Below are 26,451 nucleotides of genomic sequence, written 5' to 3'. Positions count from 1 at the left end.
GCCGGGTTTCCCTAGAATGCAATCGACCTCTTTCTTTTGCGGATGCGCCCATGTTGCCGATCTCTGCCGTTCCCCATCCTCTGCCCGCCTCAGGCCGGGCGGCCGCCTCGCCCGCTCTGGCCGACGGGCGGCCGCGCACGCCGTCCCGCTGGTACGGCATCGCCCTGTCGGGCGGCCTGGCCGTGGCGGCCTGGCAACTGGGGCGCTGGTTTCCGCTGATCGGAGGGCCGGTCATGGGGATCGTGCTGGGCATGCTGTGGCGCAATCTGCTGGGGGTGTCGCCGGTCTTCGTGCCGGGCATCGGCTACAGCAGCCGCCAGGTGCTGAAATGGTCCATCATCGGCCTGGGCTTCGGCCTGAGCCTGGGGCAGGTCGTGCAGACCGGGGCTTCGTCCCTGGCCGTGACGCTGGTGACGCTGACCACGGCTTTCGTCGCGGCCTGGCTGCTGGGACGCTGGCTGGGCCTGACCGGCCACTTGCGCACCCTGATCGGAGTCGGGACGGCCATCTGCGGAGGGTCCGCCATCGCGGCCGTGGCCCCCATCATCAAGCCGGACGACCACGACACCGCCCTGGCGATCTCCACCATCTTCCTGTTCAACGTCATCGCGGTGCTGGTGTTCCCGCCCCTGGGGCACTGGATGGGCCTGAGCGATGCGGGCTTCGGCCTGTGGGCGGGCACCGCCATCAACGATACCTCGTCCGTGGTGGCGGCCGGCTACAGCTACAGCACGGCGGCGGGCGACATCGCCACCATCGTCAAGCTGACCCGGGCGACCCTGATCATCCCCGTCTGCGTCGGCCTGGCCCTGTGGACGGCCTGGCGCGCGCGCCAGGCGGAAACCCGCGTGTCCCTGGCGCGGATCTTCCCCTGGTTCATCCTGTGGTTCCTGGTGGCCTCCGGGGTCCGGTCCCTGGGGCTGATTCCCGAGTCCCTGCTGTCCTTCCTGCACCTGGGCTCGCAGTTCCTGATCATCATGGCGCTGACGGCCATCGGCCTGTCGTCCGACCTGCGCCGCATGGCGGTGGCGGGCGCGCGGCCGCTGCTGCTGGGCCTGGGGGTCTGGGTGGCGGTGGCGCTCAGCAGCCTGGTCGTGCAGTGGGCGATGGGCAGCCTCTGACGCGGATGCCGGCCGCCGCGGCGGCGGCCGATGCGGGCCTGGGTGCCCGGGTGAAACCCGGCGGCTGTCCCGGCCGGCCTACAGCATCGAGAACCAGGACCCCGAATTCTTCGTGATGGCCACGCCCACGATGTAGGCGAAGATCGCCACGGCCGCCACGGCGGCCGTCAGGCGTCCCCGGGTAGTGCGCCCGCGCTTGATGGCGATGGTGCCCACGCCGATGTAGGCGATCAGCAGCACGATCTTGGTCAGGATCCAGGGCTGGTTGGGGCCGATCATGGCTGCCAGGATCACCCCGCAGACCAGCAGCACGGTGTCGACCACGTGCGGCAGGATGCGCACCAGGCGGTGCTGCAGCAGGGCGGATCCCGTGACCGACCAGTAGGCGCGGATCACGAAGAGCAGGATGCTCAGGCCGACGGCCGTCATGTGCAGATGCTTGATGGGAAAGTAATACTCGGTCATGGGCGTGGAAGAGAAAGTGTGTGACGGTCTTGGGGCGAAGCGGGCAACCGCCGGGCGCCCCGCGTGCGTGAATCGTCCGGATCGGCGTTTGCGCGGCAAGCGGACAGGGCCCTAGTGTAGTCGAGCCGTGGCGCTGTCCGGGCGGCATGCGGGACCGGGGAGCGGATCAGATGGGTTTCAGCTGCCAGCCGCCGCCTTCGCCTTCCAGAAGCAGTTCGGCCCCATGGTGGCGGCGCAGGGTGCTGCGGTGCCCCACGCTGATGATCCGCGTAGCGGGCAGCTGTTCGCGCAGCAGCCGGTACATGGCGTCCTCCAGTCCCTCGTCCATGGCGGACGTGGCCTCGTCCAGGAAGGCGGCGTCGGGGCGGGCGATCAGCAGGCGGCCGAAGGCCAGGCGCTGCTGCTCGCCCAGCGACAGGATGCGGCTCCAGTCGTCCTCGACGTCCAGGCGGTCGCGCAGGTGGCCCAGCTGCACCAGATCCAGGATGGCTTCGTCCTGGCCGGCGGGCACCTGGTCGACCGGCTGCGGGTAGTGCAGGGCCTGGCGCAGGGTGCCCAGGGGCAGGTAGGGCTTCTGCGCCAGGAACAGCGACGCCGTTTCCGGACGGATGATCTCGCCGGATCCGTAGGGCCAGATGCCCGCGATGGTGCGCAGCAGCGTCGTCTTGCCCGACCCCGACGGCCCGCGCACCAGCACGGGATGCACCGGGTCCACTTCCAGGCTCAGATCCTTCAGCAGCGCGTATCCGTCGGGGCGGCAGACCGTCACGCCCTGCAGGGCCAGGCGGCTGCCGTCCTGGCGGGTTTCGGGCAGCACCATCTGGCGGGCGGCGTCGATGGTGGCGTCGAAGCCGGTCAGACGGTCCAGGGTAGCGCGGTAGGTGGCGAAGCTGTCGTACACATTGCGGAAGAACGACAGGTTGGTCTGCAGCTGGCCGAAGGCCTGGGCGGTCTGGATCAGGTCGCCCAAGCTGATCTGCTTGGAAAAGAAGCGCGCGGCCTGGATGATGAAGGGGAAGACGACGGCCGTCTGCGTCACCACGAAGTTGAATCCCAGGAACTTCAGCGACCGGTAGATGATGTCCCAGGCGTTGCCGATCACTTCGGCGAACCAGTGGCGCAGGGTGCGGCCTTCCACGCGCTCGCCCCGGTAGAAGGCGATGCTCTCGGCGTATTCGCGCACCCGCACCAGGGCGTAACGGTAGTCGGCGTTCAGTTTCTCGTTCAGAAAATTCAGGCGGATCAGCGGTTTGCCGATCCAGATGGCCAGCACGGTGGCCAGGAAGACGTAGATGAAGACCAGGAACACCATGGCGCGGGGGATTTCATGGCCCAGCACGGTCATGGGGCCCGACAGGTTCCACAGGATCAGGGTGAAGGCGATGGTGGACACCACGGCGTTGATCAGGCCCACGGCCAGGGTCATGGACGTGGTGGCGAAGTTGGTGATGTCCTGCTGGATCCGCTGGTCCGGGTTGTCGGCCAGGTGGCTGAGCGATTGGGACCGGTAGTAGGCCTGCTGTTCCATCCAGCGGCTGAGCAGGCGTTCGTTCAGCCATTCGCGCCAGTGCACGACGAAGGCCTGCTGCACGTAGAAGTCGAACAGGGATCGCACCACGTGGACGGCGGCCAGCAGGGCGAACAGCAGCATGGCGGCCCAGAAGCCCGGGGCGTCCAGGGCCTGCAGGGCACTGTACATGGTGTTGTACCAGTTGGAAAACAGCACATCCAGGCGCACGGCCCCCAGGGTCAGCAGCAGGATCAGCGCCACGCCCGCCAGCGGCCGCCAGTTGCGGCGCGGGGAGAAGAATTCCGAGCTGAGCTGCCAGAACTGATTTCCCCAGCGGGTGAAGCGTCGCAGCCCCCAGATGGCGGCGGCGCCGGCCAGCACGGTCAGCACGTAGGCCTTGACCAGCCATAGGCCGCTTGCGATCAGGATGTCTTGCCATGCCATGGGTGTCGTGTCCTATGAGAGGGGCGTCCGCGCGCGGCGGGGCGTGGGAGGCATTTTAGGTTGGATGGCGGAAGAGCGAAAAGGTTTCTTCACCGGGGCCGCTGCTTCATGCCCAGCCGCCTGGCCAGCTTGTGCAGATTGCTGGCGTCCAGGTCCAGCGCCTTGGCCGCCTGGGCCCAGTTGTCGTCCGACGCGGCCAGCGCCCGGCGGATGGCCTCGCGCTGGCAGTCGTCCACGGTGGCCCGCAGCGGCGGGATGTCGCCCAGCGCGGGGATGTCCGGCTCGGATCCGGCGGCCGTCCGGGGCGGGGCGCCGGTGGCCGCCGCCGCGTCGGCGGGCGCCGGGAGGTCCAGGTCCAGCAGATCGGCTTCGATGGTCAGCACCTGGTCGCGCGAGGCGCCCCGGCTGAGCGTTTTCAGCGCCGCCCGGCTGATGACGTGTTCCAGTTCGCGCACATTGCCCGGCCAGGGGTACTGCCGCAGCGCCTTTTCGGCTTCGTAGGACAGGCGCACGCCGCGCAGCCCCAGGCGCGCGCGGTTGAATTCCAGGAAATGCCCGGCCAGGATCAGGACGTCGCGGTCGCGTTCGCGCAGCGGCGGGATCGGGATGGGGTAGACCGACAGCCGGTGGTACAGGTCGGCCCGGAACAGGCCGGCCTGGGTATTGGCCTTCAGGTCGCGGTTGGTGGCGGCGATGATGCGCACGTCGGTCTTGATGGTCTGGTCCGTGCCCAGGCGCTGGATCTCGCCGTTCTGCAGGACGCGCAGCAGCTTGGCCTGCAGGCTGAGCGGCAGTTCTCCGACCTCGTCCAGGAACAGGGTGCCTCCCTGGGCCGCTTCGAAGCGCCCGGGCCGGTCGGCCGTCGCGCCGGAGAACGCCCCCTTGACGTGGCCGAACAGTTCGCTTTCCGCCAGCGATTCGGGCAGGGCGGCGCAGTTCACCTGGATCATGGCCTGGCGGCTGCGGCGCGAGTGGCGGTGCAGCCGCCGGGCGAACAGCTCCTTGCCCACCCCGGTTTCCCCCAGCAGCAGGATGGGCAGGTCGGAATCCGCGACCAGGTCCAGTTCGTGCAGCAGGGCCTGGATGGCCTCGCTGCGGCCCAGGATCTCCGTGGTTTCGCCGATGCGCTCGATGCCTTGCTGGGAGGTGCCCAGCAGGCGCAGGCGCCGGTTGTCCCGTTCCAGGTCCGTGACGCGCACGGCGGCCTGCAGCATCAGGCCCAGCTGCTGCAGCCGGGCGCGGGCGGCTTCGTCGAAGGTGCCGGTGGTCAGGGCGTCCAGCGTCATGATGCCCCAGGGATGGTCCTGATGGTAGATCGGCATGCCCAGGCAGTCGTGGACGGGCAGGGGGGATCCCTTGCGGTCGTCGAGCAAGCCGTCATAGGGGTCGGGCAGCACGATGCCGGGATCGAACCAGGTGGGCTCGCGGCGCGACAGGATGGCGGCGAAGCGGGGATGCTGGCCCACCACGAAGCGCCGTCCCAGGGCTTCGTGCGCCAGGCCGGCGGCGGCGACCAGGTGCAGGGTGTCGTGTCCGTCCAGCCTCAGCAGCCCGACGGCGTCGCAGGCGAATGCCTGCCGGATGGCCGCGGCCGCCCTTTGCAGTCGCACGCCGTCGGGGAGATCAGCGGCCAGATCCGTCAGCAGTTGAGTTTCCATAACGGTAATTTAAACCATGTAATGGTGTTTTTCACCCGATCCGGAATGGTGAAATATACCCGGTTTGATCTATATCAGTACTTTCCCTAGGTCGTCGAGTTGGCACGGTCTTTGCTTGGTGATTGGTGAAGTGAAAACGGGAGCGCCGTCCGGCGCTGATTCAGCAATCCTCACAGCTGCAGAAGGAGCGCAGGATGGGTGAGTACAAGAAATTATGGTGGACGCTGATCGGCGTTCTTTTAGTGGCCTTTTCCATTCTGGGATGGATGGGCAAGGAAGTCTATCGGCAGGCGCCCCCCATTCCGGCCAAGGTCGCCACGGCGGATGGCAAGGTCCTGATGACTGACACGCAGATCCTGGACGGCCAGAGCGCCTGGCAGTCGGCGGGCGGGATGACGGTCGGCTCGATCTGGGGGCATGGCGCCTACCAGGCGCCGGACTGGACCGCCGACTGGCTGCACCGCGAACTGTCGGCCTGGCTGGACCTGGCTGCGCAGGACCAGTACGGGATGAACTTCGCCCAGCTGGACGGTGACGCCCAGGCCGCCCTGCAGCGCCGCCTGAAGGAAGAATACCGGAAGAACACCTACGACGCCGCCACCGGCGCCGTCACGGTGTCCGACCGGCGCGCCCAGGCCATCGTCCAGACGGCCTCCTACTACGACAAGCTGTTCGGCGACGATGCCTCCATGCACAAGTCGCGCAACAGCTTCGCCATGAAGGAAGACACGCTGCCGTCGCCCGAAGCCCGCGCCCGCCTGGCGAACTTCTTCTTCTGGACCGCCTGGGCGGCCGGCACGAACCGGCCCGACAGCGTTGCCAGCTACACCAACAACTGGCCGCACGAACCGCTGATCGACAACGTGCCGACGGCGGAGAACATCATCTGGTCCCTCATGAGCGTGATCATCCTGATCGCCGGCGTGGGGCTGCTGGTCTGGGCCTGGGCCTTCACCCGCAAGGAGCACGAGGACGAGAGCCCCGCGCCCGCCCGCGACCCGGTGCTGCAGATTCCGCTGACGGCCTCGCAGCGCGCCCTGGGCAAGTACCTGTTCCTGGTCGTGGCCCTGTTCGTCTCGCAGATCTTCATCGGCGGGTTCACGGCGCACTACACCGTCGAGGGCCAGACCTTCTACGGCATCAACGTGTCCCAGTGGCTGCCGTATTCCCTGGTGCGCACCTGGCACGTCCAGGCCGCTCTGTTCTGGATCGCCACCGGTTTCCTGGCGGTTGGCCTGTTCGTGGCGCCGATCCTTAACGGCGGCAAGGATCCCAAGCACCAGAAGCTCGGTGTGGACGTCCTGTTCTGGGCGCTGATCCTGGTGGTCGTGGGTTCCTTCACCGGCAACTTCGCCGCCATCGCCCACCTGCTCCCGGCCGAGTGGAATTTCTGGCTGGGCCACCAGGGCTATGAGTATGTCGAGCTGGGCCGCCTGTGGCAGATCGGCAAGTTCCTGGGCATCGTGTTCTGGCTGTTCCTGATGCTGCGCGGCATCGTGCCGGCCTTCAAGCAGAAGGGCGACAAGAACCTGCTGGCCCTGTTCAGCGCCTCGGTGATCTGCATCGGCCTGTTCTACGGCGCCGGCCTGGCCTATGGCGAAAAGACGCACCTGTCCGTCATGGAATACTGGCGCTGGTGGGTGGTGCACCTGTGGGTCGAAGGCTTCTTCGAAGTGTTCGCCACCACGGCGCTGGCCTTCATCTTCTCGACCATGGGCCTGGTGTCCAAGCGCAACGCGACCACCGCCAGCCTGGCCTCGGCTGTGCTGTTCATGCTGGGCGGCACCCCGGGCACCCTGCACCACATGTACTTCTCGGGCACCACCACCCCCATCATGGCCATCGCCGCCTCGTTCAGCGCCCTGGAAGTCGTGCCGCTGGTCGTGCTGGGCTACGAGGCCTGGGAAAACTGGCGCCTGAAGGCCCGCGCCCCCTGGATGGAAAACCTGCGCTGGCCGCTGCAGTTCTTCGTCGCCGTGGCCTTCTGGAACATGTTCGGCGCCGGCGTGTTCGGCTTCATGGTCAACCCGCCGATCGCGCTCTACTACATCCAGGGCCTGAACACCACGGCGGTGCACGCGCACGCGGCCCTGTTCGGCGTGTACGGCTTCCTGGCCCTGGGCTTCACCCTGTTCGTGCTGCGCTACCTGCGCCCGAACATGCAGTTCAACGACGGGCTCATGAAGACGGCGTTCTGGTGCATGAACATCGGCCTGGTGATGATGATCGCGTTCAGCCTGCTGCCCATCGGCCTGATGCAGTTCCACGCCAGCTACAGCGTGGGCACCTGGTGGGCGCGCAGCGAAGCCTTCATGCAGCAGGACATCCTGCAGACCCTGCGCTGGACCCGCACCTTCGGCGACGTGGTCTTCATCGTCGGCGGCCTGGGCGTCATGTGGCAGGTGGTCACGGCCCTGTTCGGTTCCAAGCCGGCTCCCGCCGTGGAATCCGGCCTGGCCGCGCAACGCAGCTGATCGCTTCCGCCTTGTGAAGGGGGCCCGAAACGGGTCCCCGACCTGGCCCGCCTCGAAAGAGGCGGGCTTTTTTACTTTCGGCCGAGCCGGCGAACGCATGACACGGCGCTAGCGCCTGGTCACACATGCAGTCTGGCCGTCAGGTTGTCTTGACGCTATGTCACTTGCGTGCTTGGCGCCGGTCTGATCGGCGCCCCGGTGGCATGCAATTTGTGCGGGCCTAGAGGTTCTGGATCGCTTCATCCGGCGCATCGGCAACCTGCCGCAGCGCGTGCTCGAATGTCTCGGGGGCCTGGCCGCCCTGGATCAGATGCCGGTCATTCAGGATGATGGACGGGACGGAATTGATACCTTGTTGGGTGTAAAAGCGTTCGCGCGCCCGTACTTCCGCCGAGTACTCGTCGGACTCCAGGATTTCGCGCGCGCGGTCCTGGTCCAGCCCCGACTCGCTGCACAGCCTGATCAGTGTCTCGTGATCGCTGGGATTCTCTCCGTCAGTGAAGTACGCCTTCAACAACGCATGCTTCAATGTCAGTTGGTGGCCTTCGAGGCCGGCCCAATGCAGCAGTCGATGCGCATCGAAGGTGTTGTAGGTGCGCGTGCGTTTGTCCATATTGAAGGTGAAGCCGACCTCGCGGCCGCGCGCCGTGATGAGTTCGCCATTGTGGCGGACCTGCTCCGGCGTCATGCCGTACTTGCGCGATAGGCGCTCGACGGTATCCTGCCCTTCAGGCGGCATGTCCGGGTTCAGTTCAAAGGGCTGGAAATGAAGTTCCGCCTCGATTTCACCATCGACCCTGGACAACGCCTGCTCCAGCGCGCCCAATCCTACCGCGCACCATGGACAGGACACGTCGGAGACGAAATCGATCTTGATACGGGTGACCATGTCAGGCTCCTGTCAATAGATGGCAACTGCCCTATTTTATCCAAGGGGCGTTCCGCCGCCGGCTTCTTCGCCCGGCAGTTCCACGTGCCCGCCGAAGGCGTGGCGCATGGCGGACAGCACCCGGTTGGCGAAGTCGTCTTCGCCGCGCGAGGCGAAGCGCGAATACAGCGCGGCGCTGAGCACGGGCGTGGGCACGGCTTCGTCGATGGCCGCCTGGATGGTCCAGCGGCCTTCGCCGGAATCGGATACCCGGCCCTGGAAGCCGGACAGGCCCGGGTTGCCGGCCAGCGCCGCGGCGGTGAGGTCGAGCAGCCAGGAACTGATCACGCTGCCATGCCGCCAGACTTCGGCGATGTCGGGCAGGTTCATGTCGTATTGATAGTGTTCCGGGTTGCGCAGCGGCGTCGTTTCAGCGGTGGCGGCGTGCGTCTGCCGCCCGATGTCGGCGTGGCGCAGGATGTTCATGCCCTCGGCGTAGGCGGCCATGATGCCGTATTCGATGCCGTTGTGCACCATCTTCACGAAATGGCCCGCGCCATGCGGGCCGCAGTGCAGCCAGCCCTGGTCCGCTGTGCCGCCGGCCGGGCGGCCGGGGGTCGGCGGTTGCGTGCCCGCGCCGGGGGCCAGCGTGGTGAAGATCGGCGTCAGATGTTCGACCGCCTCGTCGCCCCCGACCATCAGGCAATAGCCGCGTTCCAGGCCGGCGACGCCGCCGCTGGTGCCGACGTCCACGTAGTGGATGCCCAGGGGCCGCAGCTCGTCGGCGCGCCGCAGGTCGTCGTGATAATGGGAATTGCCGCCGTCGATGACGATGTCGCCGGCCTGCAGCAGCGGCGTCAGTTCGGCCAGCACGGCATCGACCGTGCCCGCCGGCACCATCAGCCAGATGGCGCGCGGCGCCGCCAGCGCGGCGACCATGTCCCGCAGGGACGATGCCCCGGTGGCGCCCAGCGCGATCAGGCGGTCGATGGCATCGCGGCTCCGGTCGTGCACCACGCAGTCGTGGCCGCCGCGCAGCAGGCGGGTTGTCATGTTGGCGCCCATGCGCCCCAGTCCGATCATGCCGATTTGCATTGTGGAACCCGAAAGAAGTAAGGGTGCGACGGCTGCCGGCGGCCCGCCCGGGGCCTTGGCGTCAGGCGGGCTGGGTGCTTTGAGCGTGTGCCCGGGCGCTCAGCGCTCCCAGTGCGAAAGTCAGCAGCAGCGTCGGCAGGGCGCTGCCGTATTGCGGCGCCCAGAGGGCCAGCGCATGGTAGCACACGATGCCCAGCACCCAGATCAGGGCGGGCGCGGCATGCACCATCCGCTGCGGTTCGGCGGCGGGCGGGGCGCCGAGCCCCAGGCGCCCCAGGATCGTGCCGAACAGCGGCACGAAAACCGAACTGAGCGTCAGCAGGAAGGGCTCCAGCGTATGCATGGGCAGCACCATGGCCAGCGCCATCGACAGCACGGCCAGCACGGTGCCCCAGGCCTTCAGGCTCAGGCGGGGCAGCAGGCTGTGGCTGCTGACCGATCCGGAATACAGGTCGCCGTAGGTGTTGTCCAGCTCGTCGATCAGGATCAGGCCCAGGGCCAGCAGGCCGCCTTGCGCCATCAGCAGGGCGCTGACCATGTCGGTGTCCGGGCCGGTGACCGTGATCACCAGCACCCCCAGCGCGTAGCACCAGATGTTGGCGATCGTGTAGCCCAGCCAGGTGCCGGCCAGCGCGCCCCGGCCGCTGCGCCCGTGGCGGGCGTAGTCGGCGACCAGGGGCAGCCAGGAGACGGGCATGGCGATGACCAGGTCCAGGGCCTGGAACGTGTTCATGCTGCCGTCGCCCGCGCGCAGCCACAGACCCTGCAGGGCGGCGCCGTCCAGTTTCAGGCCGAACTGCGCCGTCAGCCAGATCAGCGACAGCACCACCAGGGGCAGGCCGATGCGGCTGACGATGCGCCGGACCAGCGTCACCATGGAACCGCGCAGCAGCAGCAGGATGATCAGCCCCCAGAACAGCGTGGGCAGCACCAGGCCCGTGTCCAGGCCCAAGGTGCGCTGCCCGATGGCGCGGGTGCCGTCGCGCATGATGACCAGTTCGAACGTCGCCCAGCCGACCAGTTGCACGACGTTCAGCAGCACGGGCAGGCGGGCGAAGCGCCGGCCATAGACGGCATGGATGAGCCCCGCGCTGGACAGGCCGCTGTCGCAGCCGATGCGCGCCACCCAGGCCAGCAGCCCGGCCCCCAGGATGGAGCCCGAGATCACGGCGGTCAGGGCGGCCTGCATGCCCAGCGCCGGGACCAGATAGGCCCCGACCTGAATGACCAGCAGCCCCACGCCCAGGCTGAACCATAGGGACAGGTGGTCGTGCCAGCCGAAGACGCGTTCGACCGGGGAACCGGAGGAGGACGGGGCGGGATTGGAGGGCGAAGCGGAGTGCGGATTCATGGCGCGTCTGTCTGTCTGGTGGCGGGAGGCAGGCGCACGCGACGGAAGGCCGTCGCCATGGCGAGCTGCTTTCCTGCGCGAGGATGATCTCAATCAGGTTCGAAGGGACTGTCTCAGCCGCTGTGGCGGCACCCCTAGCGAGGCTCGAAATTGGGCGAAAACTGGAATGATTGTAGGTGGCCGGCGGCGGATCGGCAAGGATGCCCCCGGGGCGGGGGCGGTTTCCCTACCGGCCCGGCGACCGACCGCCCGGGGGCCGATCCGGCCGGCGGACCCTCAGTCGAAGTGGACGATCTCGAAGCTCAGGCGGCCCTGTTCGTCGCGGCCCACGGAATAGCCCAGGTGTTCGCGCACGCTGTTGTCGGCGTGGAATGTCAGTACGACGGGCTTGATGTGTTCCAGTTCGGATTCCTGGATGTATTCGGAATTGGCGATGATGACCTCGTCGCCGCGCTGGCAGGTGCGGGCGGCCGCGCCGTTCAGGATGCAGCAGCGCGAACCGCGTTCGCCGTAGATGACGTAGGTGCTGATGCGGGCGCCGGAGTTCTTGTTCCAGATGTCCACGAATTCCATGGGCAGGATGCCGGCCGCTTCGCAGTGGTCGGGGTCCAGCGTGATGGACCCGTGGTAGTCCAGATCGGCGCCGGTGACGCGGATGCCATGCAGTTTGGCGCGGACGATTTTTCTCATTGTGTATCCTGTGAGCAAGTGAGCAGGCGGTATTCTAGCGCCTTGCAGCGCAGCATTCGCCGCGCCGGGCGACGGTGGAAACAGGGGGCGGGGGCGCGAAGGCGCGTGTTCAGATGCGTGCGGAGGCCTGTCGCAGGACGGCTTCCAGGCGGGCGCGGAATGCGGCCGGGAAGCCCGCCCGCTCTGCCGGAGGCAGGCAGGCGTCGAGCGACAGCACCCTGTCCGCGTCATACCGCCGGACGTTTCTCAGAGCGGCTTCCAGGGCATTGGCTTCAGCGGTCGCATTGGCGGTGTCGCACTGCAGCAAAATCAGGGCGTGCGCCAGGCCGACATGGTGTTCCTCCGCCCGGCCGGCCGCGGGCCCGGGCCGGTCGCCGCCGGCTGCGGCGGGGGCCGGAACCCGCCGCCAGAGCTGCGCCGTCCCGACGACCTTGCGGGCGGGGTCGCCGACCGCCAGGTTGTAGCGTCCGTCGCAGAAGGAGCCTTCCACCGCCCGGGCCTGGGCCTCGATGCCGAAGAACAGCAAGGCGGCGGCGATCAGGCCGCACAGGTGCTGGTAGAGCCTATCGGAGTGGTCCAGCGGCCGGCCGGTGAAAACCCGGGCCAGGCTGACGTTCAGGATGCCCGGTCCTTGCGGCACGACGCCGCCGCCCGACTGGCGGACGTGGATGGGCCAGCCCCGGCCGGCGAATGCGGCCTGCGCGTCGGCGAACCCCGGCCGGGCGGCATAGGTGCGCGGCACGACCAGCCCCCGGCTGGCTCGCCAGAGACCGGCGACCGGGCCGTCGGCGGCCTGCGCCAGCAGCGCCTCGTCGGCCAGCGGCCCGCCTTCCGGGTCCGGGCCGAAGTCCAGCAGCCGGTAGCGCTCGGATGCGGGGGCGGGCATCAATGCAATTGCGTGGCGGCGAAGGTGTCGTCGTCCATGAACAGGTAGCGGATGGCGTCGATCAGCCCCAGCACAACGGCCAGGGGCACGAAGATCCAGGCAATGAACAGGAAGCCCAGGCCCCAGCCGATCTGCCCCAGGAAGAAGCGGTGCGCGCCCAGCCAGCCCAGGAAAATGGCCAGCACGATGGCGATGCGCCGCTGGGACGTCGGCCGGCCCAGGGACTCGCGGCGGGAGCCGAGAATCCACAGGCTGGCGGGCACGGTCAGCAGCAGCGCCAGCAGGACCTTGCCGGTATGCGCCTGCAGGTAGGCGCTGACGACGGTGAAGAGCTCGGCGAGGTTGCGGATCAGCACGCCGGTCAGGCTGGAGATCCAGGCGAAGACCTGGCCGAAGGCCAGTTCGCCGAAGCTGAGCGCCAGAAGGATGACGATGAAGACGGCGACGATCAGGATGATGTTCTTGAACATTGGGAGCTGCCGGTGTCCTTGGGGGAATCCGCCGCGCGCCGCAGGGGCGCGGCGGCCTGATCCGTCATTCTATCGGGATTGGGCCCGTCAGCGCGCCGTGGCCTGGCGAATGGCGTGATCCCATTGCGCCAGGCGCTCCGCCGCCTGGTCGCGGGGCATGGCCGGGTCGAACTGGCGTTCGATGCGCCACAGCGATTCCAGTTCCTGCAGATCGGCGTAGACGCCGGCCTGCAGCCCCGCCAGGAAGGCCGCGCCCAGCGCGGTCGTTTCCACCATGGTGGGGCGCAGCACCGGGATGCCCAGCAGGTCGGCCTGGAACTGCATCAGCAGGTCGTTGACGCAGGCGCCGCCGTCGACCCGCAACGCCTGCAGCCCGTCGGCGCCCGCCGCCTGCGCGTCGCGGCTCATGGCCTGCAGCAGGGCGGCGCTCTGGTAGGCGATGCTCTCCAGTGCGGCGCGGGCGATGTGCGCCATCGTCGTGCCCCGGGTCAGGCCGGTGATCGTGCCGCGCGCCTGCGGATCCCACCATGGGGCTCCCAGCCCGGTGAAGGCGGGCACGAACATGACGCCGGCCGAATCGGGCACGCTGCGGGCCATTTCCTCGATGTCGCTGCTGCGCGTGAAGGCGCGCAGGCCGTCGCGCAACCACTGGACCACGGCGCCGCCGACGAACACGCTGCCTTCCAGCGCATAGGCGGGCCGGGCATCGATCTGGGCGGCGCTGGTCGTCACCAGGCCGTTCTCGGATGCCTGGAAGCGGTCTCCGGTGTGCATCAGCATGAAGCAGCCGGTGCCGTAGGTGTTCTTCGCCATGCCGGGCCGGAAGCAGGCCTGGCCGAAGAGGGCGCTTTGCTGGTCGCCGGCGACGCCGCAGATGGGCACGGCGTGATCCAGGATGTCGGGCGCGGTCCGGCCGAAGTCGGCGGACGAGGGCAGGATCCGCGGCATCATGGCCGCCGGGATGTCCAGGCGTTCCAGCAGTTCCGCATCCCAGGCGTTGCGGTGCACGTCCATCAGCATGGTGCGGGCCGCGTTGCTGACGTCGGTCAGGTGTTGTCGCCCCCCGGTCAACTGCCAGATCAGCCAGCTGTCGATGGTGCCGAACAGCAGTTCGCCCGCTTGGGCGCGGGCGCGCGCGCCCGGCACCTGGTCCAGGATCCATTTCAGCTTGGTGGCGGAAAAATAGGCGTCGATGCGCAGCCCCGTGCGCTGCAGGATCGTGGCTTCCAGCCCCTGCTTGCGCAGTTCGGCGCAGGTGGGTTCCGCGCGCCGGTCCTGCCAGACGATGGCGGGGTGGATGGGTTCGCCCGTGCGGCGGTCCCAGACCACGGTCGTTTCGCGTTGGTTGGTGATGCCGATGGCCCGGATGTCGCGGGCCGCCACGCCGGCCCGGTGCAGGGCCTCGCGCATGGTGTCGCGCTGGGTGCGCCAGATTTCCGTCGCGTCGTGTTCCACCCAGCCCGGCTGCGGATAGTGCTGGGTGAACTCGCGCTGGGCTACGCCGACGATGCGGCCCTGGCGGTCGAACACGATGCTGCGGGTGCTGGAGGTGCCCTGGTCCAGGGCGAGCAGGTGCGTCATGAGGGATCCTCGGATGCGATCACGCAATCGACTTCCGCGGCCTTCAGGAGTCCGGGAAAGGGTTCGGGGGGACGGGTGTCGGTGAACAGGCGGTCGATCTGCGACAGGTCTCCCAGGCGCACCATCGCCGGCCGGTGGAATTTGCTGGCGTCGGTGGCCATCCAGACCTCGCGGGCCGATTGCATGATGGCTTGCGAGACTTTCACCTCCCGGTAGTCGTAATCGCGCAGCGTGCCGTCCTCTTCGATGCCCGAAATGCCCATCAGAGCGATGTCGACGCGGAACTGGCGGATGAATTCGACGGTGGCCTCGCCGACGATGGCCAGGTCCCGGGGGCGCACGTTGCCGCCCGCCAGGATCACTTCGCAGCCCGGCTGGTGCCCCAGGGTGTAGGCCACATTGATGTTGTTGGTGATGATGCGCAGCCCCGTATGGCCGGTCAGCGCCTGGGCGATGGCTTCGGCGGTGGTGCCGATGTTGATCATCAGCGAGCAGTCGTTGGGAATCTCGCGGGCGATGGCCTGGGCGATGCGCCGTTTCTCTTCGGCGTGCAGCTGGGCCCGCTGGCGGTAGGCGATGTTCTCCGTGGTCGAGGCCGGCAGCCGGGCCCCGCCGTGGAAGCGGATCAGCTGGTTGGCCTCGGCCAGGCGCTGCACGTCGCGGCGCACGGTCTGGACCGTGACCTGCAGGTGGTTGGCAAGGTCGTCCAGGCTGCACGAGCCCGAGATGTGCAGTTGCTTGAGCAGCCGGATCTGGCGCGGATTGGGACTCATGATCTCGATGAGGGTTCGGACAGAAAAGACTGTACAACGAAACAAAAGGAACGAGTCCTAGGGTTTGTATGGACGACAAATCGATATGAAACGAACAATAATGCTCAAAATGGAATCTTGAGGAGAACCGTTCCATGCTGCTCGAACTGGCAGGGATCGAAAAGCAGGTGGGCCCGGATACCTGGCTGTATCCGCTGGATCTGGCGCTGCGGGAATCCGCCGTCACCGTGCTGCTGGGGTCCACCCGCGCCGGCAAGACCAGCCTGATGCGCATCATGGCCGGCCTGGATGCGCCCACGGCGGGCCGCGTGAGCGTGGACGGGCAGGACGTGACCGGGGTGCCGGTGCGCCGCCGCAACATCGCCATGGTGTATCAGCAGTTCATCAATTACCCGTCCATGACCGTGGCGGACAACATCGCCTCGCCTCTGAAGCTGCGCGGGCAGAGCGATGTCCGGGCCAGGGTGCTGGACATCGCCCGTACCCTGCACATCGAGGAATTCCTGGGCCGTCTGCCGGCCGAACTGTCCGGCGGCCAGCAGCAGCGGGTCGCGCTGGCCAGGGCGCTGGCCAAGGACGCCCCCCTGATGCTGCTGGACGAACCGCTGGTCAATCTGGACTACAAACTGCGCGAGGATCTGCGCGAAGAACTCGGAACCATGTTTTCCCAGGGCCGCTCGACCGTGGTGTACGCCACCACCGAACCGGGGGAAGCCCTGCTGCTGGGCGGGTACACGGCGGTGCTGGACCGCGGCGAGCTGCTGCAGTACGGCCCCACCATCGATGTCTTCCGCCAGCCGAATTCCATGCGGGTGGCGCGGGCGTTCAGCGACCCGCCCATGAACTTCCTCCAGGCCCGGGCCGATGGCGCCGCGCTGCATGTGCCGGGCATGGCGACCCCGCTGCTGCCGGACGGGTCCGCCGTGCCGGCCGGCGCGGTCACGGTCGGCTTGCGGGCCGCCGATCTGTCGCTGCGGGACCAGGGCGGGGATTGCCGGATCAGCGGGCAGGTGCAGCTGGCGGAAATCTCGGGCTCGGCCACCTATGTCCATGCGCAGACGCCGGTGGGCGACCTGGTCGCCCAGGTGCCGGGCGTCAGCCATCACAGCCTGGGCGAGGCCATCACGCTGCATTTCTCCAGCCGCCGGGCGTACGTGTTCGGCGCGGACGAATCCCTGCTGCGCGCGCCGCGCACGGAGGTCCATCATGGCGCGCATTGATCTGGACCTGGCCCACAGCTATCAGCGCGTGGTGCGCTCCGACGAGGACTACGCCCTGCTGCCGCTGAAGATCACGTTCGAGGACGGCGGGGCGTATGCCTTGCTGGGGCCTTCGGGCTGCGGCAAGACCACCATGCTGAACATCATCTCCGGCCTGGTCGCGGCCTCGCACGGATCGGTCTGCTTCGATGGCGTGGACCGCACCCGGGACACGCCGCAGCAGCGCAATATCGCCCAGGTGTTCCAGTTTCCCGTGATCTACGACACCATGACGGTCGGGGAAAACCTGGCCTTTCCCTTGCGCAACCGCAGGGTTCCGGCCGCGCAGGTGCGCGAACGGGTGGGGCGCATCGCGGAAATGCTGGACCTGTCCGCCGTACTGGATCAGCGGGCCGCCAATCTGGCGGCCGACGCCAAGCAGAAGATCTCGCTGGGACGGGGTCTGGTGCGGCCCGACGTCTCGGCCGTGCTGTTCGACGAACCCCTGACGGTGATCGACCCCCACCTGAAATGGGAATTGCGCCGCAAGCTCAAGCAGATCCACCATGAGCTGGGCCTGACCCTGATCTACGTCACCCACGACCAGGTCGAAGCCATGACCTTCGCCGATCAGGTGCTGGTGATGGCGCGGGGCAGGGTGGTGCAGCAGGGCGCGCCCGCCGACCTGTTCGAGCGGCCGCGCCACACCTTCGTCGGCCATTTCATCGGCTCGCCCGGCATGAACCTGCTGCCGGTCGAGCGGCGGGCGGACCAGTCCCTGCGCTTCGCGGGGCAGGCGGTGCCGGGGGGCGAAACCCTGTCCCTGCCCGTGGGGCCGCTGACCCTGGGCATCCGGCCCGAATACCTGCGCGTGCTGGCGCAGTCCGCGTCGGGGACGGTCCCGGCCGTCGTGCGCCAGGTGCGGCACGTGGGCACCAGCCAGCTGCTCAGCGCCCAGGCCGGCGGCCACGAACTCAAGGCCCATCTCGCGCCCGACGCGCCGGCGCCGGAACCCGGCGCCCAGGTGCATCTGGCCCTGCTCGACCCCCACACCTGCTTCTACCGGAACGAGGAGCTCGTCGCATGAGCGCTACCGTCAAACCCGTCAATCAGAAGGCCTGGTGGCTGATCCTGCCGGTCATTCTGTGCGTGTCCTTTTCGGCCATCATTCCCCTGATGACCGTGGTGAATTATTCGGTGCAGGACATCCTCGGCCCCAATCAGGCCGTGTTCGTGGGGACCGAATGGTTCGCCAGCGTCATGCGCGACGAGGACCTGCATGCCGCCCTCTGGCGCCAGTTGATGTTCTCCGGCGCGGTGCTGGCCATCGAGATCCCCCTGGGCGTGATGCTGGCGCTGTCCATGCCGGCCAAGGGCTGGCGGGCCTCGGCGGTCCTGGTCATCGTGTCGCTGTCGCTGCTGATTCCCTGGAATGTCGTGGGCACCATCTGGCAGATCTTCGGGCGCACCGACATCGGCCTGTTCGGCTGGGTGCTCACGCGGCTGGGCATCGATTACAGCTACGTGGGCAATCCCGCGCAGGCCTGGATGACCGTGCTGCTGATGGACGTCTGGCACTGGACGCCCCTGGTGGCGCTGCTGGCCTATGCGGGGCTGCAGGCCATTCCGGAAGCCTATTACCAGGCGGCCAGCATCGATGGCGCCAGCAAATGGGCGGTCTTTCGCTACATCCAGCTGCCCAAGCTGCGCGGCGTGCTGATGATCGCCGTGCTGCTGCGCTTCATGGACAGCTTCATGATCTATACCGAGCCCTTCGTGCTGACGGGCGGCGGGCCGGGCAATTCCACCACTTTCTTAAGCCAGTACCTGACCCAGAAGGCCATCGGGCAGTTCGACATGGGCCCGGCGGCGGCTTTTTCCCTGGTGTATTTCCTGATCATCCTGCTGCTGTGCTTCGTCCTCTACAACTGGATGCTGCGGGTCGGCACGAGCGCAACGGAGGCCCGCCATGACTGATCGACACTGGCTGCCGCGCAAGCGCACGGTCTTTCTGCTGCTGTACCTGCTGTTCGCGCTGGCTCCCATCTACTGGATGGTGGTCATGAGCTTCAAGACCAACCAGGGCATCCTGGCCGAATTTTCGATCTTTCCCCGCGAATTCACGCTGGACAGCTACCGCCTGATCCTCACCGACCCGTCCTGGTACATGGGCTACGTCAACAGCCTGGCCTACGTCTGCCTGAACATGGTGATGGCCATCGCCGTCGCCCTGCCCGCCGCCTACGCGTTTTCCCGCTATTCCTTCCTGGGCGACAAGCACGTCTTCTTCTGGCTGCTGACCAACCGCATGACGCCGCCGGCCGTCTTCCTGCTGCCGTTCTTCCAGTTGTATTCCACGCTGGGGCTGCTGGATACCTATTGGGCGGTCGCGCTGGCCCACCTGCTGTTCAACGTGCCCCTGGCGGTCTGGATCCTGGAAGGCTTCATGAGCGGCATTCCCCGCGAGATCGACGAGACCGCCTATATCGACGGCTACAGCTTTCCGCGCTTCTTCCTGACGATCTTCCTGCCCCTGATCAAGTCCGGAGTGGGGGTGGCGGCGTTCTTCTGCTTCATGTTCAGCTGGGTCGAACTGCTGCTGGCCCGCACCCTGACCAGCGTCGAGGCCAAGCCCATCGCGGCCATCATGACGCGCACGGTCTCGGCCTCCGGCATGGACTGGGCCACCCTGGCGGCGGCCGGCACGCTGACCATCGTGCCGGGCGCCATCGTCATCTGGTTCGTCCGTCACTACATAGCCAAGGGCTTCGCCATGGGGCGGGTCTAGGAGGAAATCGCATCATGTTCGACTGGATGGTCTGGACCGTGCCGACGGCCGTGTTTTTCATCTGCATCGCCGCGCTGCTGGCGGGGATGACCCTGTGGGAAATCCGCTCCCCCACGACGCTGCGCAAGGGCTTCCTGCCCATGGCGACCACCCGGGGGGACCGCCTGTTCATCGGCCTGCTGGTGGCGGCGTACATCAATCTCGGCTTCCTGGGACTGGGCGAGCGGATCATGGACGGGTTCTCGCTGCAGGAAGAGCCCTCGGTCTGGATCAGCTTCGTGCTGTCCATGGTCGTGCTGGCCGTGATCATGCGCAAGGGATAGGCAGGTATTCATGCGGCCTGGCCATGAGCCGGGATCGCGAACAGGGACGCCGCTGTGCCCCACGGCGGCGGCCGGGCATGCAAGCACCGGGGATTCAATCAACCAGAGGAGAGCATCATGAGATTTCGCTACACCGCCATGGCGCTGGCGATCGCCTGCGCCATGGGCAGCCAGGCCGCCTGGGCCGGCATGGCCGAGGCCCAGAAATGGATCGACACGGAGTTCCAGCCATCGACCCTGGACAAGGATCAGCAGAAGGCGGAAATGCAGTGGTTCGTGGATGCCGCGGCCAAGCTGAAAGCCCAGGGCGTCAACGAGATTTCCGTGGTGTCCGAGACCATCACGACTCACGAATACGAGTCCAAGGTCCTGGCCAAGGCCTTTTCGGAAATCACCGGGATCAAGGTGACCCATGACCTGATCCAGGAAGGGGACGTCGTCGAGAAGCTGCAGACCTCGATGCTGTCGGGCAAATCCATCTATGACGGCTGGATTTCCGATTCCGACCTGATCGGCATGCACTATCGATATGGCGAGATCCTGTCCCTGACGGATTACATGAAGGGCGCGGGCAAGGAATACACCAACCCCGGGCTGGACCTGAAGGACTTCATCGGGACCTCGTTCACCACGGCGCCGGACGGCCAGATGTACCAGTTGCCGGACCAGCAGTTCGCCAATCTGTATTGGTTCCGCTACGACCTGTTCAATCGTCCCGACTTGAAGGAAAAGTTCAAGGCCAAGTATGGTTATGAACTGGGCGTGCCGGTCACCTGGACCGCCTACGAGGACATCGCCAAGTTCTTCTCCGAAGACATCAAGACCCTGGACGGCAAGCCCATCTATGGTCACATGGACTACGGCAAGAAGGACCCGTCCCTGGGCTGGCGCTTCACCGACGCCTGGCTGTCGATGGCGGGTTCGGCCGACAAGGGCACCCCCAACGGCATGCCGGTGGATGAATGGGGCATCCGCGTGGCGGATGACAAGTGCACGCCGGTGGGCGCCTCCGTGTCGCGCGGCGGGGCGACCAATTCGCCGGCCGCCGTCTATGCCCTGACCAAGTACATCGACTGGATGAAGCAGTACGCGCCCAAGACGGCGCTGGGCATGACCTTTTCCGAATCCGGTCCCGTGCCGGCCCAGGGCGAGATCGCCCAGCAGATTTTCTGGTACACCGCCTTCACGGCGGACATGACCAAGAAGGGCCTGCCGGTGGTCAACGAGGACGGCACGCCGAAATGGCGCATGGCGCCGGCCCCGCATGGCCCCTACTGGAAGGACGGCATGCAGAACGGCTACCAGGACGTGGGCTCGTGGACGTTCTTCAAGAATCACGATCCCAAGAAGGTGGCGGCGGCCTGGCTGTACGCCCAGTTCGTCACTGCCAAGACAACCTCGCTGAAGAAATCCATCGAGGGCCTGACCTTCATCCGCGACAGCGACATCCACAGTGACTTCTTCACGAAGAACGCGAATAAATACGGCGGCCTGATCGAGTTCTATCGCAGCCCGGCCCGGGTCGCCTGGACCCCGACCGGGACCAACGTGCCCGACTACCCCAAGCTGGCGCAGCTGTGGTGGCGCAATGTCTCGCAGGCCATCGCCGGGGAAAAGACCCCGCAGCAGGCCATGGACAACCTGGCCACCGACATGGACAAGGTCATGGCCCGGCTGGAACGCGCAGGCATGAAACGCTGCGCGCCCAAGCTCAATCCCAAGAGCGATCCTTCCAAGTGGCTCAGCGATGAACACGCCCCCTGGAAGAAGCTGGCCAACGAGAACCCGAAGCCGGAAACGGTTTCGTATGATTCTCTGTTGCAGGCCTGGAAGGAAGGTCGCGTTCGTTAAGTCTTCATGGTGCCAACACGATGTCCCAAGCTGCTGAACACTCCCCGGCCCTGACGGATCGGACCCAATTGCTGCAATCCCTCGACGCCCTGCGCGAGGTGGATCTGATCGTGATCGGAGGAGGAGCCAGCGGCCTGGGCGTCGCCCTGGATGCCCGGCTGCGGGGCCTGTCGGTCCTGCTGCTGGAATCCCGGGATTTCGCCGGCGGCACTTCGTCGCGGGCCACCAAGCTGGTGCATGGCGGGGTCCGCTATCTGGCCCAGGGCAACATCGGCCTGGTCCGGGAGGCCCTGCACGAGAGGCGGGCCTTGTTGAACAATGCGCCGCACCTGGCCCAGCCCCTGGCCTTCATCATGCCGGCCTACCGGCCCTGGGAAGTGCCGTTCTACGGCACGGGCCTGAAGATCTACGATGCCCTGGCCGGCGCGGCCAGCCTGGGCAGGACGCGCTGGCTGGGGCGCGACAGCACGCTTCGGGAATTGCCGGGCGTCAACAGCCGCCATCTATATGGAGGCGTCAAATATTGGGACGGCCAGTTCGACGATGCCCGGCTGGCCCTGACGCTGGCGCGCACCGCCGCGGCGCAGGGCGCGCTGGTCCTGAACTACTGCCCCGTGATCGACATCCTGCACGAAGGCGGCCGGGTCTGCGGCGTGCGCTGGCAGGACGCCCTGGCGCCCGAGGGCGCTCCGCGCACCGGACAGGTGCGGGCGCGCTGCGTCGTCAATGCCACCGGGGTCTGGGTGGACGATGTCCGGCTTCTGGACGATGCGGCCCGGGGGCAGACCATGCATCCCATGGTGGCCCCCAGCCAGGGGGTGCATCTGGTGGTGGACCGCTCCTTTCTTCCGGCGGATCACGCGCTCCTGCTTCCGCATACCCGTGACGGCCGGGTCCTGTTCGCCGTGCCCTGGCTGGGCCACGTGATCCTGGGCACCACCGACACGCCCCGGGACAAGGTGGAGCGCGAACCCCGCGCTCTGGCGGAAGAAACCCGCTTCATCCTGAACGAGTCCGCCCATGTGCTGGCGCGGGCGCCGAAGGCGGACGACGTGCTGAGCGTCTGGGTCGGATTGCGCCCCCTGGTGCGCCCGGACGATCAGGATGGCGGCAACACCAAGACCATCAGCCGCGAACATACCGTGCGGATCAGTCCCTCCGGCCTGGTGACCGTGACGGGCGGCAAGTGGACGACCTACCGTTCCATGGCCGAAGACGTGTTGAGCCAATGTGTGCAGGCGGGGGGGCTGGACGCCTTGCCCGCGTGCAGGACCGCGCGTTTTCCGCTGGTGGGCGCGCCCGCCCCGGAACAGGCCGCGACGCGGCTCAGCGTGCTGCCGGGCTTGCAGGGTTATGGCACCGAAGCGCCGGCCGTCCAGGCGCTGCCCGGCGCCGATGTTTCCCTGGGCCTGGGCTTGACCGAGGCCATGGTGCGCTATGCCGCCCGCCACGAATATGCGCGGTGTGTCGAGGATGTGTTGGCTCGACGCCACAGAATGCTGTTCTTGAATGCAGCGCTGGCGCATCAGGCGGCCCCTGCCGTATCCTCGATACTGCAGGACGAAATTGGCACGGACGGCCGTTTGGGCGATTTTCTGGCCCTGGCGGAGCAATACCGTTGCGTCCCTGACTGAAGACCTTGCTGGAATCTCAAGATTTGTTGTCAATTAATAATATTTAGAAACAATTGAAATTCTTGTAATTCTTTAAATAACGTCAAATTTGTCTCCACTTGAGGCTATACTTCGTCTGTCCATGTCAAATTTGCATGGAATTGTTTCTTTGATGTCTGAATTTGATTCTCGTAGCGACCTGAAACGTGACAAAGGTATTCCAGCGTGACTGCCTGATGCCGAAAGGCCCGCTTCGGACCGACGCTCTCGGGAACAACCATTCTCAAAAGGGATCCCATGTCTGATATTGATTCTGCGTTGTTGGACGACATTCGCGAAGTCAATCTGTCGTATCTGATGCTGGCGCAGCGCCTGTTGCGTGAAAACCTGGCCGCGGGCATGTTCCGGCTGGGATTCGGGACGGATGTCGCGGAAATCATCCTCAATCTGTCGCCTGCCCAGATCGTCAAGCTGGCCAGTTCCAACTCCGTTCTGTGCGCCTTCCGCCTGAACGACGCCCAGCTGCTGAATTCCCTGACCCACGAAGTGCTGGGGGGGGTGCTGCAGCAAGCTCACTCCACGATCCTGATGAGCCGTCAGGAAGCCCTCGTCGCCTGATCCATGACCAGCAAAAGCGTCTCCCGCGAGGCCGACGACATCCTGCTCGCCACCGATATGATCCGCCTGGGCGCCCGTTTGCAGGTGCTGCAGGCGGAAACGTCGCTCAGCTACGATCGGCTGGCCCGTCTGTACCGGGAAGTCAAGGGCGCGTCGCCCCCGAAGGGCATGCTGCCGTTTTCGGTGGACTGGTTCATGACCTGGCTGCCGAACATCCATTCCAGTCTGTTCTACAACATCTACCGCTATCTGGACGCCTTCACCCCCGCCAAGAAATCTCTGGCGCTGGTTCAGGCCTATCGCCTGTATCTGGAACAGTCCGGGGCGGGATTGCAGCCGGGGGAACCGCAAGCCGAGCCCGTGCTCAGCTTCACGCGGGCCTGGATGCTGGTGCGCTTTTTCGAAAGCGGCCTGGTGCAGCTGTCCTGCTGCCAGCAATGCCATGGCCAGTTCGTGGCGCATGCCCATGATCCGGAATCCGATTTCGTCTGCGCGATCTGCAAGCCGCCCCCCAGGGCAGGCAAGACCCGGGCGAGACGCAAGGCCCACAGCATCGCCTGAACGGCGGCAGATACCGGATTTGTGGACAAAAAGACCTGTTGAACCATGCTTTTAAAAGCATGAAAACAGGCGAACATTGATAGCATTCTGACGACTAACAAGGCGCGCGCACGTGTTTATCATTCTGGGGTACCTGATTGTCCTGGCGGGGGTGTTTGCCAGCTTTGTCGGGGTGGGCGGGCACATGGGGGCCCTGTATCAGCCTTTCGAGTTCCTGCTGATCGGCGGCTGCGCGCTGGGGGCGTATATCGGGGGCAGCAACGGCGCGTCCATCAAGCTGCTGATCGAGGCCATCCCCAAGGCCATCAAGCGCAACCCCTACGGCAAGCCGCTCTACATGGAATTGCTGGCCCTGCTGTACACCCTGCTGAACAAGGCCCGGCGCGACGGGCTGATGTCCATCGAATCCGACATCGAGGATCCCAAGACCAGCGCCATCTTCTCGCAGTATCCCCAGGTCCAGAAAGACGCCAAGCTGATGGAATTCCTGACGGACTACCTGCGGATCATGATCAGCGGCAACATGAACCCGTTCGAAATCGAGACCCTGATGGACCAGGAGATCGAGGCCCTGCACAGCGAGCACAACACGCCCATCAACGCGGTGCGCGCCGTGGCGGACAGCCTGCCCGCCTTCGGCATCGTGGCCGCCGTGCTGGGCGTGGTGCATGCCCTGGCCGCCGTCGACCAGCCGCCCGCCGTGCTGGCCGACCTGATCGCCAAGGCCATGGTCGGCACATTCCTGGGCATCCTGCTGTCCTATGGTTTCGCCGCGCCGTTCGCCGCCGCGGTCGAACGCCAGTCCATCGCCGCCGTCAAGGTCCTGGAATGCATCAAGGTCACGCTGCTGGCCAGCATGAACGGCTATCCGCCCCCGCTGGCTGTCGAGTTCGGCCGCAAGGTCCTGTTCTCCACCGTTCGGCCCTCGTTCGCCGAACTGGAAGCCCACGTCCGGCAGGCCAAGAGCCAGGCTGCCAAGTAAGGGACGGGGGCCATGGCTAAACACGATACCGGCCGTGTTGTCGTCCGCCGCAAGCGCGCTTACGGCGAAGGGCATCATGGGGGCAGCTGGAAGATCGCCTACGCCGACTTCATGACGGCGATGATGGCGTTCTTTCTGGTCATGTGGCTGCTTCTGCTGGTGCCGAAGAACGAACTCCAGGGCATCGCCGAATTCTTCCGCATGCCGCTGATGACGGCCGTCACCGGCGGCCCCAATCTGGACACCAGCAAGTCGCCGATTCCGGGCGGGCAGCCCAGCGTCATTCCGAACAAGAACCCCATGACGCCGGCGGCCACGCCCGAGCAGGACCAGGAAGACCAGCAGGACCTGCAAAGCCTGGAAAACCTGAAGCAGAAGCTGGAAAACCTGATCGAGAACAATCCGGTGCTCAAGCAGTTCCGGCCGCAGCTGCTGCTGGACATGACGCCGGACGGCCTGCGCATCCAGATTCTGGATCAGCAGAACCGCCCCATGTTCGCCACCGGCAGCGCCCGTGTCCAGCCCTATATGCGCGACATCCTGCGCGAGCTCGCGCCGCCCGTCAATCAGCTGCCCAATTCCATCACCATTTCGGGCCATACGGATGCCATGCAGTATGCGGCGGGCGATCGCAGCTACAGCAACTGGGAACTGTCCGCCGACCGGGCCAACGCGGCTCGACGCGAACTGGTGGCTGGTGGTCTGGTCGAACGGAAGGTCAAGCGCATCCTGGGCCTGGGCGATACCGTCAATCTGATTCCCGATGACGCCATGGCGGCCGTGAATCGCCGCATCAGCATTCTGGTGCTGAACCGCCAGGCCGAACGCCGCATCGACGTCCAGAACAGGGCGGGCACCACCGGCAGGCAGGTTCATCAATTGCTGGAAGAACTCAGCCACCCGGGTCAGGCGGGCGGCGCGACGCCGGCAGGCGGTGCGGCGGCGCCCGGCGGCGCGCCCGCGGCGCCCGGTCCCGCATCCTCTCTTTCCCCGGCGGCAGCGCCCGCGGGGGCGGCATCACCGGCAGGCGCCGCGTCACCGGCGGGCGCGGCGCAGCCTGCGGCAAATCAACCATCCGGAGCACCGGCGGCACCCGCCCCGGCGCCGGGCAATCCAGGGCGAGGGTAATC

24 protein-coding genes and 1 riboswitch are annotated in these 26,451 nt (G+C 66.5%); of the genes, 13 read left to right on the top strand and 11 right to left on the bottom strand.

Going from position 1 to position 26,451, the window contains the following annotated elements; translation table 11 throughout:
* Nucleotides 1-50 precede the first annotated feature (50 nt).
* Nucleotides 51-1,121, top strand: a complete 1,071-nt coding sequence (locus Q0263_RS14835) for a YeiH family protein (protein WP_298017758.1) — start codon at nt 51-53, stop codon at nt 1,119-1,121.
* Between the two features lie 78 nt (nt 1,122-1,199).
* On the opposite strand, the gene Q0263_RS14830 is transcribed toward Q0263_RS14835, so the two are convergent.
* The 3 genes from Q0263_RS14830 to norR form a co-directional block, all read right to left on the bottom strand.
* Entirely contained in the window at nt 1,200-1,586 is a 387-nt protein-coding gene (locus tag Q0263_RS14830) for a SirB2 family protein (protein ID WP_298017755.1), read from the bottom strand.
* Nucleotides 1,587-1,752: 166 nt separating this feature from the next.
* A complete protein-coding gene (locus tag Q0263_RS14825; RefSeq protein WP_298017754.1) occupies nt 1,753-3,540 on the bottom strand; it encodes an ABC transporter ATP-binding protein/permease in 1,788 nt (595 codons plus the stop codon).
* An 89-nt stretch (nt 3,541-3,629) separates the two neighbouring features.
* Nucleotides 3,630-5,198 carry a nitric oxide reductase transcriptional regulator NorR gene (norR, locus tag Q0263_RS14820; RefSeq protein WP_298017751.1) on the bottom strand — a complete coding sequence of 523 codons (1,569 nt, stop codon included), beginning with the start codon at nt 5,196-5,198 and terminating at the stop codon, nt 3,630-3,632.
* Between the two features lie 194 nt (nt 5,199-5,392).
* Between norR and Q0263_RS14815 the strand changes: the two genes are divergently transcribed.
* The gene (locus Q0263_RS14815; RefSeq protein WP_298017749.1) at nt 5,393-7,672 is read left to right on the top strand and encodes a nitric-oxide reductase large subunit; all 2,280 of its coding nucleotides are present in this window, start codon (nt 5,393-5,395) and stop codon (nt 7,670-7,672) included.
* Between the two features lie 220 nt (nt 7,673-7,892).
* Here the strand turns inward: Q0263_RS14815 and Q0263_RS14810 are convergent, their stop codons facing one another.
* The 8 genes from Q0263_RS14810 to Q0263_RS14775 form a co-directional block, all read right to left on the bottom strand.
* Nucleotides 7,893-8,561, bottom strand: a complete 669-nt coding sequence (locus tag Q0263_RS14810) for a DsbA family oxidoreductase (protein ID WP_298017746.1) — start codon at nt 8,559-8,561, stop codon at nt 7,893-7,895.
* 36 nt (nt 8,562-8,597) lie between these two features.
* Complete coding sequence (gene gnd / locus Q0263_RS14805; RefSeq protein ID WP_298017744.1) at nt 8,598-9,635, bottom strand: phosphogluconate dehydrogenase (NAD(+)-dependent, decarboxylating); 1,038 nt, start codon at nt 9,633-9,635, stop codon at nt 8,598-8,600.
* Nucleotides 9,636-9,696: 61 nt separating this feature from the next.
* On the bottom strand, nt 9,697-10,986 hold the full coding sequence (locus tag Q0263_RS14800; RefSeq protein WP_298017742.1) for a cytosine permease: 1,290 nt from the start codon (nt 10,984-10,986) through the stop codon (nt 9,697-9,699).
* A gap of 53 nt (nt 10,987-11,039) precedes the next feature.
* Nucleotides 11,040-11,132: riboswitch (TPP riboswitch) on the bottom strand.
* A 130-nt stretch (nt 11,133-11,262) separates the two neighbouring features.
* Nucleotides 11,263-11,676 carry an aspartate 1-decarboxylase gene (panD, locus tag Q0263_RS14795; protein WP_298017740.1) on the bottom strand — a complete coding sequence of 138 codons (414 nt, stop codon included), beginning with the start codon at nt 11,674-11,676 and terminating at the stop codon, nt 11,263-11,265.
* Nucleotides 11,677-11,785: 109 nt separating this feature from the next.
* On the bottom strand, nt 11,786-12,562 hold the full coding sequence (locus Q0263_RS14790) for a lipoate--protein ligase family protein (protein ID WP_298017738.1): 777 nt from the start codon (nt 12,560-12,562) through the stop codon (nt 11,786-11,788).
* On the bottom strand, nt 12,562-13,032 hold the full coding sequence (locus tag Q0263_RS14785; protein WP_298017735.1) for a TM2 domain-containing protein: 471 nt from the start codon (nt 13,030-13,032) through the stop codon (nt 12,562-12,564). The genes Q0263_RS14790 and Q0263_RS14785 overlap by 1 nt, the downstream gene beginning before the upstream one ends.
* 87 nt (nt 13,033-13,119) lie before the next feature.
* Nucleotides 13,120-14,613: a glycerol kinase GlpK gene (glpK, locus tag Q0263_RS14780; RefSeq protein ID WP_298017732.1), complete on the bottom strand. Its 1,494-nt coding sequence runs from the start codon at nt 14,611-14,613 to the stop codon at nt 13,120-13,122.
* On the bottom strand, nt 14,610-15,386 hold the full coding sequence (locus Q0263_RS14775) for a DeoR/GlpR family DNA-binding transcription regulator (protein WP_298017730.1): 777 nt from the start codon (nt 15,384-15,386) through the stop codon (nt 14,610-14,612). The genes glpK and Q0263_RS14775 overlap by 4 nt, the downstream gene beginning before the upstream one ends.
* Before the next feature lie 134 nt (nt 15,387-15,520).
* Here Q0263_RS14775 and Q0263_RS14770 point away from each other — a divergent pair, with 134 nt between their 5' ends.
* The 11 genes from Q0263_RS14770 (at nt 15,521) to motB (ending at nt 26,449) form a co-directional block, all read left to right on the top strand.
* Nucleotides 15,521-16,606 (top strand): ABC transporter ATP-binding protein, encoded by a 1,086-nt coding sequence (locus tag Q0263_RS14770; protein WP_298017728.1) that lies wholly within the window; start codon nt 15,521-15,523, stop codon nt 16,604-16,606.
* Nucleotides 16,593-17,672 carry an ABC transporter ATP-binding protein gene (locus tag Q0263_RS14765; protein ID WP_298017725.1) on the top strand — a complete coding sequence of 360 codons (1,080 nt, stop codon included), beginning with the start codon at nt 16,593-16,595 and terminating at the stop codon, nt 17,670-17,672. Before Q0263_RS14770 ends, Q0263_RS14765 begins: the two co-directional genes overlap by 14 nt.
* On the top strand, nt 17,669-18,562 hold the full coding sequence (locus tag Q0263_RS14760) for a sugar ABC transporter permease (RefSeq protein ID WP_298017723.1): 894 nt from the start codon (nt 17,669-17,671) through the stop codon (nt 18,560-18,562). The genes Q0263_RS14765 and Q0263_RS14760 overlap by 4 nt, the downstream gene beginning before the upstream one ends.
* The gene (locus Q0263_RS14755) at nt 18,555-19,373 is read left to right on the top strand and encodes a carbohydrate ABC transporter permease (protein ID WP_298017721.1); all 819 of its coding nucleotides are present in this window, start codon (nt 18,555-18,557) and stop codon (nt 19,371-19,373) included. Before Q0263_RS14760 ends, Q0263_RS14755 begins: the two co-directional genes overlap by 8 nt.
* A 14-nt stretch (nt 19,374-19,387) precedes the next feature.
* Complete coding sequence (locus Q0263_RS14750) at nt 19,388-19,696, top strand: DUF2160 domain-containing protein (protein ID WP_298017719.1); 309 nt, start codon at nt 19,388-19,390, stop codon at nt 19,694-19,696.
* A gap of 117 nt (nt 19,697-19,813) precedes the next feature.
* Entirely contained in the window at nt 19,814-21,547 is a 1,734-nt protein-coding gene (locus Q0263_RS14745) for an ABC transporter substrate-binding protein (RefSeq protein ID WP_298017717.1), read from the top strand.
* Nucleotides 21,548-21,567: 20 nt separating this feature from the next.
* On the top strand, nt 21,568-23,181 hold the full coding sequence (locus tag Q0263_RS14740) for a glycerol-3-phosphate dehydrogenase/oxidase (RefSeq protein ID WP_298017715.1): 1,614 nt from the start codon (nt 21,568-21,570) through the stop codon (nt 23,179-23,181).
* 276 nt (nt 23,182-23,457) lie between these two features.
* The gene (gene flhD / locus Q0263_RS14735) at nt 23,458-23,778 is read left to right on the top strand and encodes a flagellar transcriptional regulator FlhD (protein WP_298017713.1); all 321 of its coding nucleotides are present in this window, start codon (nt 23,458-23,460) and stop codon (nt 23,776-23,778) included.
* Nucleotides 23,779-23,781: 3 nt separating this feature from the next.
* Nucleotides 23,782-24,339 carry a flagellar transcriptional regulator FlhC gene (flhC, locus tag Q0263_RS14730; RefSeq protein WP_298017710.1) on the top strand — a complete coding sequence of 186 codons (558 nt, stop codon included), beginning with the start codon at nt 23,782-23,784 and terminating at the stop codon, nt 24,337-24,339.
* A 112-nt stretch (nt 24,340-24,451) separates the two neighbouring features.
* The gene (gene motA, locus Q0263_RS14725) at nt 24,452-25,321 is read left to right on the top strand and encodes a flagellar motor stator protein MotA (protein WP_298017708.1); all 870 of its coding nucleotides are present in this window, start codon (nt 24,452-24,454) and stop codon (nt 25,319-25,321) included.
* A gap of 12 nt (nt 25,322-25,333) precedes the next feature.
* The gene (gene motB / locus Q0263_RS14720; protein WP_298017705.1) at nt 25,334-26,449 is read left to right on the top strand and encodes a flagellar motor protein MotB; all 1,116 of its coding nucleotides are present in this window, start codon (nt 25,334-25,336) and stop codon (nt 26,447-26,449) included.
* Nucleotides 26,450-26,451 lie beyond the last annotated feature (2 nt).

This window comes from uncultured Castellaniella sp., assembly GCF_937988725.1.
Classification (GTDB): domain Bacteria; phylum Pseudomonadota; class Gammaproteobacteria; order Burkholderiales; family Burkholderiaceae_B; genus Castellaniella.
This window is presented reverse-complemented; position numbering and strand designations above follow the sequence as displayed.